This is a genomic window from Solwaraspora sp. WMMD791 (assembly GCF_029581195.1).
In the GTDB taxonomy this organism is placed as follows: Bacteria; Actinomycetota; Actinomycetes; order Mycobacteriales; family Micromonosporaceae; genus Micromonospora_E.
On record NZ_CP120737.1, the window covers coordinates 5,921,145 to 5,933,857 of the forward strand.

The following is a 12,713-nucleotide window of genomic DNA, read 5'->3' on the forward strand; positions in this document are numbered from 1 at the left end:
CGCGCGCCGCGTGGTGTCGCCGCGTCGTGGTGAGATGAGCGGCGTGCAGGCGTACCGGCTGGTCCGTCGGCCGGCCCCGGCCGCGCCGGCGCACCTCGACGACCCCGCGCAGCAGTCCGTGGTCGCGCACACCGACGGTCCGCTGCTGGTGGTCGGCGGGCCGGGCACCGGGAAGACGACCACCCTGGTGGCGGCGGTCGCCGCCCGGGTCGCCGAAGGGACCGACCCGGAACGGATCCTGGTGCTCACCTTCAACCGGCGCGCGGCCGTGGCGTTGCGGCGGCGGATCGAGGCGGCCGTCGCCGGCGGGTCGCGGCGGGTGCTGCACGAACCGCTGGTACGCACGTTTCCCGGCTACGCGTTCGGCCTGTTGCGCCGGGCCGCCGCCGAGCGGGGTGAACCGTCGCCCCGGCTACTCACCGGCCCCGAGCAGGATCTGATCATCCGGGAACTGCTGGACGTCGCCGGGCCACAGCCGGGCGAGGCGACGGCGACCGCCACCGGGACCGCCGAGCCGCCTCCGGGCGACCAGTTGGGTGACCCGGTGGGCTGGCCGGCGGACCTGCGGGCGGCGTTGCCGACCCGGGCGTTCGCCACCCAGCTGCGCGACCTGTTGCAGCGGGCCACCGAACGGGGGGTCGGGCCGGTCGAGCTGGCCCGCCTCGGTGAGCGGCTGGGCCGGGCGGACTGGCCGGCGGCCGCCCGCTTCCTGCGCCAGTACGTCGCCGTACTGGCGTTGCGCGACGTCAGCAACCGGGGCTCGATCGGTTACGACCACGCCGAGCTGGTCCGGGCCGCCGCCGGGCTGCTGGTCGACGACCCGCAGCTGCTGGAGTCGGAGCGTCGCCGGCTCGCCTACGTCTACGTCGACGAGCTGGCCGACACCGACCCCGCCCAGGTCGAGCTGCTGCAGTTGATCGCCGGCGGGGGCCGGCCGCTGGTGGCGTTCGCCGACCCGGACTCCTCGACGTACGCGTTCCGGGGTGCCGACCCGGGCATCGTGTCCGCCTTCGGGCTGCGGATGCGGACCGCGTCGGGCGCGCCGGCCCGGCAGATCGTGCTGCCGGTCTGCTACCGGGCCGACCCGGCGCTGCTGGCGGTAACCGGTCGGGTGGCGCGCCGGCTGCGGGGTCCGGCCGGTCACCGCGACCTGCGTCCGCCGACCCCGCCGACTCAGGCCTCTCAGGCGACCGGGCCGGCCCCGCCAGCCCAGGCCCCGCCAGCCCAGGCCGCCCCGCCGACGGGCGAGTCGGCGGCGACCGACCACGCCCAGGTGCGGGTGTTCCGGTCGGCGACCAGCGAGGCCAGCTACCTGGCCCACGCACTGCGGGTGGCGCACCTCGTCGACGGAGTGCCCTGGTCGCGGATGGCGGTGATCGTCCGGTCGACCACATTGCAACTGCCGCCGCTGCAACGGGCCCTGCACATCACCGGCGTACCGACCGTGGTGCACGCCGAGGACCTGCCGTTGCACCGGCAGCCGGCGGTAGCGCCGCTGCTGCTGTTGCTGCGGTGCGCCCTGGAGCCGGCCCGGCTCGACGAGGAGGCGGCGGTGGCGTTGCTGCACTCGCCGTTGGGCGGGGCGGATCCGCTGGCCGAGCGGCGACTGCGGCAGGGGTTGCGGGCGTTGGCGCTGGCCGCCGGGGACCGGCGCCCCTCCGGTGAGCTGCTGGTCGACGCGTTGCGGGATCCGGCGGAGCTGGCGGCGATCGAACGCCGCTGGGCGGCCCCGGCGCAGGCGGTCGCCACCCTGCTGGCCACCGCCCGGGAGACCGCCGCCCGGCCGGGCGCGACCGCCGAGGACGTGCTCTGGGCGGTGTGGCAGGCCAGCGGGCTGGCCGACCGCTGGTTCGGCGCGATCGTGCGGGGCCGGACCCTGGGCGGGCCGGCGGGCGCCGTACCGGCCGGTGGGGTGAACGACACCGGGGCGCGGTGGCGGGCCGCCGCCGCGGACCGGGACCTGGACGCGGTGATGGCGTTGTTCGACGCGGCGGCCCGGTTCGTCGACCGGCTGCCGGGTGCCCGGACCGAGGTCTTCCTCGACCACGTGCTCGGCCAGCAGTTGCCGGCCGACACCCTGGCGCCCACCGGCGACCGGGGCGAGGCGGTCCGGCTGCTCACCGCGCACGCCGCCAAGGGCCTGGAGTGGGACGTCGTCGCGGTCGCCGGGGTGCAGGAGGGCGTCTGGCCGGACCTGCGGCTGCGCGGCAGCCTGCTCGGTTCGGAACGGCTGGTGGACGTGCTCAGCGGCCGCTCCGACGGGGCCGGGCTCAGCGCGTCGCTGGTGGCGCAGACCTCGGCGCTGCTCGACGAGGAACGCCGGCTGTTCTACGTGGCGGTGACCCGGGCCCGGCGACGGCTGCTGGTGACGGCGGTCGCCTCCGCCGGGGTCGGCGGCCTGGACCACGAGGAGCAGCCGAGCCGGTTCCTGCACGAGCTGGGTGTGTCGGCGGTGGACGCCGACGGCGAGGAACCGCCGACGCTGCCGGTCGGGCGGCCACCCCGGTCGTTGACCCTGCCGGCGCTGGTGGCGGAGCTGCGTACCGTCGTCACCGACCAGGCGGCGGCGCCGGAGCGCCGGCACGAGGCCGCGGCGGTGCTGGGCCGGCTGGCCGTCGCCGGGGTGCCCGGCGCCCACCCGGACGACTGGTGGGGGCTGCGGCCGCTGTCGGACGACCGGCCGCTGGTCGACGACGGCGAACCGGTGCGGGTCACCCCGTCGACCATGGAGAGCGCCCTGCGGTGCAGCCTGCGCTGGCTGCTGGAACGCCACGGCGGGCGGGGCGAGCCGAGCGCGGCGGCCGGGGTCGGCAACCTCGTGCACGCGGCGGCGATGCTCGCCGAGGACGCCAGCGTCGACCGGGCGAAACTGCTGGAGTACGTCGCCGCCCGGTTCGACGCGATCGACCTGGCCGCCCGCTGGATGGCCGGCCCGGAGCTGGCCCGTGCCGAAGGCATGGTGGACAAGCTGCTGCGCTGGCTGGCCGGCAACCCGCGCCGGCTGCTCGCCATCGAGCACGAGTTCACCGTACGGCTGGACGACCCGACCCGGCCGGTGGAGCTGACCGGTCGGGTGGACCGGCTGGAGGTCGACGCCGACGGCCGGCTCGTGGTGATCGACCTCAAGACCGGTAAGTCGACCGCGGTGACCGCCGCCGAGCTGGCCGAGCATCCGCAGCTTGGTGCCTACCAGGCGGCGGTCGAGGCGGGGGCGTTCGCCGAGTACGGCGACGACTCCGGCGGTGCCGCGCTGGTGCAGCTCGGCACCCCGGTGAAGGAGGCGAAGGAGCAGCAGCAGGAGCCGCTGGCCGACACCGACGACGCCGGCTGGGCGACGGCGATGGTCCGTCGTACCGCGCAGACGATGGCGGCGTCGACCTTCTCGGCGGTGGCCAACTCCTCCTGCCGGGTCTGTCCGGTGAAGACCAGCTGCCCGGTCTCCGGCAAGGGCCGCCAGGTCGTCGAACCACCAGCCGTCGAGCCGCCCCCGGAGCGCGGATGACCCAGCCATCGCTGTTCGCCGCCACCCCGTCGCCGCGTCGTCGGGCCGACGCCGGGCCCCGCTACACCCCGCAGGAGCTGTCCCGGCTGCTGAAGCTGCCGCCGCCGACGCCGGAGCAGGCGGCGATCATCGCCGCCCCGGTGGAGCCGCTGCTGGTGGTGGCCGGGGCCGGGTCCGGCAAGACCGAGACGATGGCTGCCCGGGTGGTCTGGCTGGTCGCCAACGACCAGGTACGCCCGGAGCAGGTGCTCGGTCTGACGTTCACCCGTAAGGCTGCCGGGGAGCTGGCCCATCGGATCCGTACCCGGCTCGGACAGCTGGTCCGTCAGCTCGGTCGGCAGGGTCGCCGGCCGGAGGAGGATCCGCTGTCCGGCGAGCCGATGGTGGCCACCTACCACTCGTACGCGGCCCGGGTGGTCACCGAGCACGGGCTGCGCGCCGGCTTCGAGCCGTCGGCCCGGCTGCTCACCGAGGCGTCCCGCTGGCAGATCGTCGACTTCCTGGTCCGCAACTACGACGGTGACATGTCCGAGGTGGACCGGGCGCCGGGCACGGTCACCGATGCCGTCCTGGCCCTCGCCGGTGAGCTGGCCGAGCACCTGGTCACCCCGGACCAGCTGGCCGGCTGGACCGGCCGGTTCTTCGCCGAGGTGCAGTCGCGGCCGGGCCGGGTCTACGCCGACGTGCGCCGGGCGCTGACCATTCAGCAGATCCGGCTGCGGCTGCTGCCGCTGGTCCGGGCGTACCAGCAGCGCAAGGCCGATTTCGAGGCGATGGACTTCGGTGACCAGATGTCGCGGGCGGCGCAGGTGGCCCGGGACCATCCGGCCGTGGGCGAGCTGGAACGTGACCGGTACCGGGTGGTGCTGCTCGACGAGTACCAGGACACCAGCCACGCCCAGGTGGTGATGCTGCGGTCGCTGTTCGGCGGCGGGCACCCGGTGGTCGCCGTCGGTGACCCGTGCCAGTCGATCTACGGCTGGCGGGGGGCGAGCGCCGGTACCCTGGACCGCTTCCCGGGCGAGTTCGCCAGGGCCGACGGCACCCCGGCCCGGTCGTTGACGTTGACCACGAGTTGGCGTAACCGGCCGGAGATCCTCAGCGTCGCCAACGAACTGTCCGGCCCGTTGCGCTCGGCCGGGGCGCGGGTGGCGGCGTTGGCGGCCGCCGCGAAGGTCGACCCGCCGATCCCGGGCCGCACCGCTCGCGGCGCGCCGGCGGCGACGGTGCACTGTGCGCTGCTGGACACGGTGCTCGACGAGGCGGAGTGGATCGCCGACGGGATGCTGGCGGCCTGGCGGGGGGCGGCCGGCGCGGATCCGGGCCGGGGTGACGAGATCCCGGTCGAGTCCCGCCCGACCAGCGCGGTCCTGGTCCGGGTGCGTAGTCAGATCCCGGTGATCGAGGCGGCGCTGCGGGCCCGCGGGCTGCCGGTCGAGGTGGTCGGTCTCGGCGGCCTGCTGGACACCCCGGAGGTCCGCGACGTCGTCAGTACGCTGCGCGTGCTGGCCGATCCGACCGACGGCGCGGCCCTGCTGCGGCTGCTCACCGGTGCCCGGTGGCGGATCGGCCCCCGTGACCTGGTGGCCCTGCACCGGCGGGCCCGGGCGATCGCCGACGCCCGCCGGCAGCTGCCCCGCTCCGGCACCGCCGAGCCGGAGATCGTCGTCGACCACCTGGACGAGGCGAGCCTGGTGGAGGCGCTGGCCGATCCGGGGCCGGCCCAGCTCTACTCGGCGGAGGGCTACGCCCGGCTGCGCGCGTACGGCCGGGAGCTGGCCCTGCTGCGGCAACGGCTGGACCAGTCGCTGCCGGATCTGATCGCGGACGTGGAGCGGACCACCGGCCTGGACGTGGAGGTGGCGGTCCGGGCCGGCGGGGCCGGCGGCGGGGACGCCGGCCTGGCCCGGGGGCATCTGGACGCGCTCGGTGACGTCGCGGCCCGGTTCGCCGGCGAGTCGGACACGGCGACGCTGTCGGCGTTCCTGGCGTTCCTGGCCGCCGCCGAGGACGAGGAGCGCGGGCTCAGCCCGGGTGAGGTCGACGTGGTCTCCGGCGCGGTGCAGATCCTCACCGCGCACGCCGCCAAGGGCCTGGAGTGGGACGTGGTGGCGGTCGCCGGGTTGACCCGCGACGTCTGGCCGGGGTCGGTGCGCGGTGTCGACCACTACCTGTACGGCCTGGGGGTGCTGCCGTTCCCGCTGCGCGGTGACGCCGACGGCCTACCGGTGCTCGACCTCGACGAGGCCGAGGACCAGAAGGCGGTGGAGCGTGAGTTCACCGAGTTCGGCAAGCGCTGGCGTGAGCACGACGAGCGGGAGGAGCGGCGGCTGGCGTACGTGGCGGTGACCCGCCCGCGTCGGCTGCTGCTCTGCTCCGGCTACTGGTGGGGGGCCGGGGTGAAGCGCCACCGGGGGCCGTCGGCGTTCCTGCGGCAGATCCACGACGACTGCCTGGCCGGGGCCGGGGTGGTGGACCACTGGGCGGCGGAGCCGCTGCCGGGGGCGACGAACCCGGTCGACGAGGTGACCGTACGGGCCGAGTGGCCGGCGGATCCGCTCGGCGCGCTGCGGCCCCGCATCGCCGAGGCCGCCGGGCTGGTCCGGCAGGCGATGGACCGGGCGGCCGACCAGCCGGCCGCCGACGCCGACGGCTGGTGGCGGGAGGCGCGGATCCTGCTCGCCGAACGCGACCAGTTGGCCCACGGCGTCGGGCCGGTCGACGTACCGCTGCCGGAGCAGTTGTCCGTGTCGCAGCTGGTCGCGCTGCGCCGGGACCGGTTCGCCCTGGCCCGTACGCTGCGCCGGCCGCTGCCGAACCGGCCGGACCCGCACGCCCGCCGGGGCACCGCCTTCCACGCCTGGCTGGAGCAGCGCTTCGGGGCCGACCGGCTGCTCGACGTCGACGAGTTGCCGGGCGCGGCCGACGCCGACGCCGCCGGGGACGAGGCGTTGCAGGAGCTGCAGGAGCGCTTCCTGGCCAGCGAGTGGGCCGACCGGGTGCCGGTCGAGGTGGAGGTCCCGTTCGCCACGGTGATCGCCGGGGTGGTGGTACGGGGCCGGATGGACGCCGTCTTCGCCGGCCCGGTCGGCCGGTACGACGTGGTGGACTGGAAGACCGGCCGCCGGCCGACCGGGGTGGCCGAGACCGCCGCCACGGTGCAGCTCGCCGCGTACCGGATGGCCTGGGCGGATCTGGCCGGGGTGCCGGTGGAGCAGGTCCGGGCCGCGTTTCACTACGTCCGCGACGGGGTGACCGTGCGCCCGGCGGACCTGCTGGACCGGGCCGGCCTGGCCGCACTGATCGGTGAGTTGCCAATGCTGGGTGAAACGCCGGATCCGTGATAGCGTGGGTGACGTTGCAGTTTTGGTTCCCCGTGCCGCCCTCGGGTCCGCCCGACCGGCCGGTCACAGTGACAGTGCGAGCGCCTGTGGGATCTCGGCCCAGGCGCTCTTTGTTGTGTCCGGAGAACGTTCCGGATGGGGCGATCAGCACCGCGACGCCGATCCGCGTGACGAGCGCGGATCTCCCATCGGCCCGCAGGCAGTCTCGGGACCGATCGTTCCGTCAAGGAGAGCAGTTACATGGCAGTAGGCACCGTCAAGTGGTTCAACGCGGACAAGGGCTTCGGCTTCATCACCCCGGATGAGGGTGGCGCCGACGTGTTCGCCCACTTCTCCGCCATCCAGTCCTCCGGCTACCGCAGCCTGGACGAGAACCAGCGGGTGGAGTTCGAGATCACCCAGGGCCAGAAGGGCCCGCAGGCGGCCAACATCCGCCCGCTCTGAACCACCTCGTACTTCCCGTACGTGCGGTCCGGCTCCCACCACCCGGTGGGAGCCGGGCTACGGCAGACACACACCTGGTTCGTGCTTGTGACCGCTGGCGGCCCGGCCGCCGTCGCGCCTTCCTCGCTACGTGCCAAACCAGCGGAAGGCTGACCCGATCATGAGCACCACCACGTTGTCCCGTGCCCAGACCCCGTCCTTCGCGGACCTGGGTCTACCGGCGAACCTGTGCGCGGTCCTCGCCGCCAACGGCATCGCCGCGCCGTTTCCCATCCAGACCGCCACGTTGCCCGACTCGTTGGCCGGCCGCGACGTGCTCGGCCGGGGGCGCACCGGCTCCGGCAAGACTCTCGCCTTCGGGTTGCCGCTGGTGGCCCGTACCGCCGGGCGCCGGGCCACCGCCGGCCGGCCGCTGGCGTTGGTCCTGGTGCCGACGCGGGAGCTGGCCCAGCAGGTGACCGCCGCGCTGGAACCGTACGCCCGAGCCGCCCGGCTGCGCTGCGTCACCGTCGTCGGCGGCTTGTCGCTGCAGCGGCAGGCCGACGCGCTGCGGGCCGGCGCGGAGATCGTCGTCGCCACCCCGGGGCGGCTCAACGACCTGGTCAACCGGGGCGCCTGCCGCCTCGACCAGGTCACCCTCGCGGTTCTCGACGAGGCCGACCAGATGGCCGACATGGGCTTCCTGCCGCAGGTCACCATGATCCTGCGCCAGGTCGCGCCCGGGGGGCAGCGGATGCTCTTCTCGGCCACCCTGGACCGGGGCGTGGACCGGCTGGTCCGCGACTTCCTCAGCAACCCGGTCTCCCACCAGGTCGACCCGGGTACGGCGACGGTCACCGCGATGAGCCACCACCTGTTCCACGTGTCGGCGGCCGACAAGCCGGCCACGGCGGCGGCGATCGCCGCCCGGGACGGCCGGGTCATCATGTTCATCGGGACCAAGCACCGGGCCGACCGGCTGGCCCGCCAACTGCTCGCCGCGGGCGTGCGGGCGGCGGCCCTGCACGGCGGCAAGTCCCAGGGCCAGCGCAACCGGATCCTGGAGCAGTTCCGTTCCGGCCAGGTCACCGCGCTGGTCGCCACCGACGTCGCCGCCCGGGGCATCCACATCGACGACCTCGACCTGGTCCTCAACGTGGACCCGCCGGCCGACCACAAGGACTACCTGCACCGGGGCGGACGGACCGCCCGCGCCGGCGCGACAGGTGTCGTCGCCACCCTGGTCCTGCCGGAGCAGCGCCGGGACGTGGACCGGCTGTTCGCGGCGGCGCGGATCCGTCCGCAGTCGGCGCGGGTCGGCCCGGTCGACGCGGAACTGACCCGGGTCACCGGGGCCCGGACGCCCAGCGGCGTGCCGGTCACCCTGGCCGCACCGCCCGCCCGGCCGACGGCGCAGACCGCCGCTGGCTCCGGCGGGGCCCGTCGCCCGGCCCGCCGCCCCGGCGGACGTCGCCGGCCGGCCGGGTCAGCGTCGCGGTCCGGTACTGCCGGCCGGGTAGTCCCGCAGCGGTGACCGCCCGGCGGCCCAGCCGTCGAGCACGGGTTCGATGATCCGCCAGCTCTCCTCGGCCTCTTGGGCCTGGGCGGACAGGCGGGTGTCGCCCTCGATGATCGCCATCAGCAACTGCCCGTACGGGCTGGGCGCCTGGCGGGCGAGTTCGGTGACCAGTTCGACCGGTTCCAGGTCGAACGGGTCACCGATGCCGTTGACGTTGAGTTTCAGCGACATCCGGTCCGGGTCCAGCTGCAGCCGCAGCTCGTTGCACTGGCTGTCCCGGTCGGCGAAGATCGCGTGCGGCACGTCCGCGAACCGCACCACGATCTCCCGCCGGGCGGCGGCCATCGCCTTGCCGGTACGCAGCCGGAACGGCACTCCCGACCACCGCCAGTTGTCGATGTAGACGGTCAACTCGGCGTACGTCTCGGTGCCGCGTGCCGGATCCACCCCGGGCCCGTCGACGTAGCTGGCCACCGATCGTTCGCCGCCGCGACCGGTCACCGTGCCGGCGGTGTAGCGGCCCCGGACGGTGCAGTGGTCCACGTCGGTGTCGCGGATCGGGCGGACCGCCCGCAGCACGTCGAGTTTGCGGACCGCCAGATCCGCCGGGTCGATGGTCAGCGGCGGTTCCATCGCCACCAGGGTGAGCAGCTGCAGCAGGTGGTTCTGCACCATGTCCCGCAGCGCCCCGGCGTGGTCGTAGTAGCTGGCCCGGCCCTGGGCGTCGACCGTTTCGTCGAAGACGATGTCGACGCCGGTGATGTGGGTGTTGCTCCACAGCGGCTCCAGCACCCGGTTGGCGAACCGCAGCCCGAGCAGGTTCAGCACGGTCTGCTTGGCCAGGAAGTGGTCCACCCGGAACACCCGGTCGTCGGGCAGCACCTGGTGCAGCACCGTGTTGAGCCGCCGGGCGCTCGCCAGGTCCTCGCCGAACGGTTTCTCCACCACCACCCGGATGCCGGGGGGCAGGTCACAGCGGCCCAGCGCGACCGCGACCGGCTCGAACAGCCCGTGCGGCAGCGCCAGGTAGACCACCACCGCGTCGTCGCCCCGGCTGGCGGACCCACCGGTACGGGCGGCCCGCAGCGCCGCCTGCAGCACCTCCGGGTCGGTGACGTCGCCGTGCAGGTAGCCGGCGTCGTCGGCCAGCGCCGCCCGGGCCCGGTTGCCGACGGTCGGGGCGTGTTCGCGCAGTGCGGCACCGATCCGCTGGCGGAACTGCCGCTCGTCGATGTCGTCGCGGGCCACCCCGATGATCCGCAGCCCGTCGACGGGCCGCCCCAGCTCCTGCAACTGGGCCAGGCCGGGCAGCAGGTACCGGGTGGTCAGGTCACCGGTGGCACCGAGCACGATCACGGTCGCCGTCACGGGCGCCTCCCTCCGTACCGGGCCAGATTGACCGCGCTGCTGATCAGCCCGATGTGGCTGAACGCCTGCGGGAAGTTTCCCAGGAACGCGCCGGTGGCGGGGTCGATCTGCTCGGGTAGCAGCCCGACGTGGTTGACCCGGGCGCAGAGCCGCTCGAACAGTTCGGTCGCCCGGTCCAACCGGCCGCTGCCGGCCAGGTTGTCGACCCACCAGAACGAACAGAGCAGGAACGCCCCCTCGTGGCCGGTCAGCCCGTCGGGCGACTCGTCCGGCAGGTACCGGTAGAGCAGGTCACCGCCGGCACCGAGGCGGCGCACGACGGCGTCGACGGTGGCGACCATCCGGGGGTCGGCCGGGTCCACGACCCGGCGCAGCGGCAGCGCCAGCAGACTGGCGTCGACGGTGCCCGGCTGACCGAGGTGTTCGGTGAAGTGCCCGGCGACCGGATCCCAGGCCTCGGCGAGCAGCGTGTCGCGGATCTCGGCGGCGGCCCGCCGCCACGGTTCCACCTCGTCGCGGCGGCCGGTGGCGGTGGCGAGCCGGGCCATCCGGTCGGCCGCGACCTGGCACATCGCCACCGAGTAGGTGAACGGTCGGCCCTCCTGACGGATCTCCCAGATGCCGTGGTCCGGGGTACGCCAGTGCTCCAGCGCCGAGCGGCCCAACCGGGTCAGCCTGGCCCACCGCTGGTCGCTGAGCTCACCGCCGGCGCGGGCCCACTGCCAGGCACAGTCGAGGATCTCGCCGTACACGTCGTGCTGGATCTGGTCGGCGGCCGCGTTGCCCCAGCGCACCGGCCGCGAACCCCGGTAGCCGGCGAGCTGCGGGTCGATGTGTTCGGTCGGCGGCGCGGTGCCGTCGAGGGTGTAGAGCACCCGGGGGCGTCCGTCCTGGGTACAGGCGCGCAGCACCCAGGACAGGAAGGCGTCGGCCTCGCTGGCCATCCCCACCCGGCGTAGCGCGTACACGGTGTAGGCGGCATCGCGGACCCAGGTGAAACGGTAGTCCCAGTTGCGTTCGCCGCCGATCGCCTCGGGCAGCGACGAGGTGGGCGCGGCGACGACCGCGCCGCCGTCGTGGTCGTCGCAGAGTTTGAGCGTGATGGCGCTGCGGCGGACCAGGTCGGTGTACGGGCCACGGTAGGTGATCTCCCTGGCCCAGGTCCGCCAGGCGGCGGCGGTACGGTCCAGCGCGGCCGCCACCTGCTCGGCGTCGGTGTGGCGGGTCGGCCCGTCGACCCAGCGCAGCACCAGGCCGAGCCGTTCGCCGGCGGTCAGCCGCACCCGTCCGGCCAGCCGGTCCAGTCCGGGTACCGGCCGGCTGGCGGTCAGCCGCAGCGGCGTACCGTCGCCGGCCGGGAAGTCGAGGTGGATCTGGTCGGTGTCCGCGCGCGAGCGCAGTCCGCCCCGGCCGGTCAGCCCGATCTCCAGGTCCACCTCGCCGTGGGTGACGGTGACCAGCCGGGCCAGCTCTCCGCAGGCGGTGCCGAACCCGGCCGGGCCGGTCGGTGCGCTGGCGCCGGTGACCAGCAGCGCGTCGCGGACCTCGCAGCTGCCGGTGGCGGTGTGCAACTCGGTACGCAGTACCGCCGTGTCCGGCAGGTACTCCTGGCGTACCGACCGCAGCCCGGCGGGACGCAGCGTCCAGGCGCCACCCCGGTCGGTGTCGAGCAGGCCGGCGAAGAGCGCCGGGCCGTCGAACCGGGGCAGGCAGAGCCACCGTACGGTGCCGTCCACGCCGACCAGGGCGGCGGTCTGTCCGTCGCCGATCAGTCCGTGGTCGGCGATCTGCGGGTATCCGTCGGCGAACGGGGGTACCGGCCGGGCGGCGGTCTCCGCCAACTGGTCCGTCACGGGCGTCTCCTCGTCGTCGGCGGTCGCCCGACCTCGTGGTCCGGTGCTTACCCGGCCACCTACCCCGGTGGAGACTTCCGCTCACCTGTCGTGCCGTGATTCACTGGTCGCCTCTCGTCACGGTGGTCGGCTCGATGCGGAGGGTGTCGACTGGACCGCCGACCCGGCCAGCCGGGTGTCGACTGGCCGGCCGTAACCGGCCGGGCGTCAGCGGTACGGCCGTAACCGGCCGGGCGTCAGTGGTACGGCGGTAACCGGCCGGGTGTCGGCCGTACGGCTGGTCTCCTCCGGCTGTGTCGCTGACCGTGCCGTCCGGACGGGCCGGACCGATGATCGTCCGGTCGTGCGGATCCGCGAGACATCCACGCTTTTCGTCCGATGGCCGACTGCACGGCACGGTCGTTGCCGGGATCCTGTCGATGGCGCGCGAGTACGGGGCTCGCCGAGCGCCACCCCGGCAGGAGGTCTTGTGGAGATGGCCGCCGACACCAGTGCGACGAGGGAGGTCCTCTTCGTGGTCGGCGTCGCGCTGCTCGGTGTCGCGTTGGCGCTGGCGTCCGTCCTCACCCCCTGGTACGTCGGACCGACGGCCACCACCGGCCCGTCCGTGGTCGAGATGCGCGCGCCGCAGCACCCGCCGGCGACGACCGGAATCGACGCGGCCCCGCCGCGCTGACCAGGGCCCTGCCCGGGTACCCGACCAC

At 74.7% G+C, this 12,713-nt stretch carries 7 protein-coding genes; 5 read left to right on the forward strand and 2 right to left on the reverse strand.

Features of this window, described 5'->3' with window-relative positions:
- Positions 1-34 precede the first annotated feature (34 nt).
- The 4 genes from O7623_RS26685 (at position 35) to O7623_RS26700 (ending at position 8,803) form a co-directional block, all read left to right on the forward strand.
- A complete protein-coding gene (locus tag O7623_RS26685) occupies positions 35-3,502 on the forward strand; it encodes an ATP-dependent DNA helicase (protein WP_282225702.1) in 3,468 nt (1,155 codons plus the stop codon).
- The gene (locus O7623_RS26690) at positions 3,499-6,846 is read left to right on the forward strand and encodes an ATP-dependent DNA helicase (protein ID WP_282225703.1); all 3,348 of its coding nucleotides are present in this window, start codon (positions 3,499-3,501) and stop codon (positions 6,844-6,846) included. Before O7623_RS26685 ends, O7623_RS26690 begins: the two co-directional genes overlap by 4 nt.
- A 240-nt stretch (positions 6,847-7,086) precedes the next feature.
- Positions 7,087-7,290 (forward strand): cold-shock protein, encoded by a 204-nt coding sequence (locus tag O7623_RS26695; RefSeq protein WP_123605346.1) that lies wholly within the window; start codon positions 7,087-7,089, stop codon positions 7,288-7,290.
- A 160-nt stretch (positions 7,291-7,450) separates the two neighbouring features.
- Positions 7,451-8,803, forward strand: coding sequence for a DEAD/DEAH box helicase (locus O7623_RS26700; protein ID WP_282225704.1), 1,353 nt, complete (start codon positions 7,451-7,453; stop codon positions 8,801-8,803).
- Here the strand turns inward: O7623_RS26700 and O7623_RS26705 are convergent.
- Positions 8,756-10,156 carry a glucose-6-phosphate dehydrogenase gene (locus tag O7623_RS26705; protein WP_282225705.1) on the reverse strand — a complete coding sequence of 467 codons (1,401 nt, stop codon included), beginning with the start codon at positions 10,154-10,156 and terminating at the stop codon, positions 8,756-8,758. The two genes, O7623_RS26700 and O7623_RS26705, sit on opposite strands and share 48 nt — an antisense overlap.
- The gene (locus O7623_RS26710) at positions 10,153-12,009 is read right to left on the reverse strand and encodes a glycoside hydrolase family 15 protein (protein ID WP_282225706.1); all 1,857 of its coding nucleotides are present in this window, start codon (positions 12,007-12,009) and stop codon (positions 10,153-10,155) included. Before O7623_RS26710 ends, O7623_RS26705 begins: the two co-directional genes overlap by 4 nt.
- 475 nt (positions 12,010-12,484) lie before the next feature.
- On the opposite strand from O7623_RS26710, the gene O7623_RS26715 reads away from it, so the two are divergent.
- Complete coding sequence (locus tag O7623_RS26715) at positions 12,485-12,685, forward strand: hypothetical protein (protein WP_282225707.1); 201 nt, start codon at positions 12,485-12,487, stop codon at positions 12,683-12,685.
- The last annotated feature ends 28 nt before the right edge of the window (positions 12,686-12,713 follow it).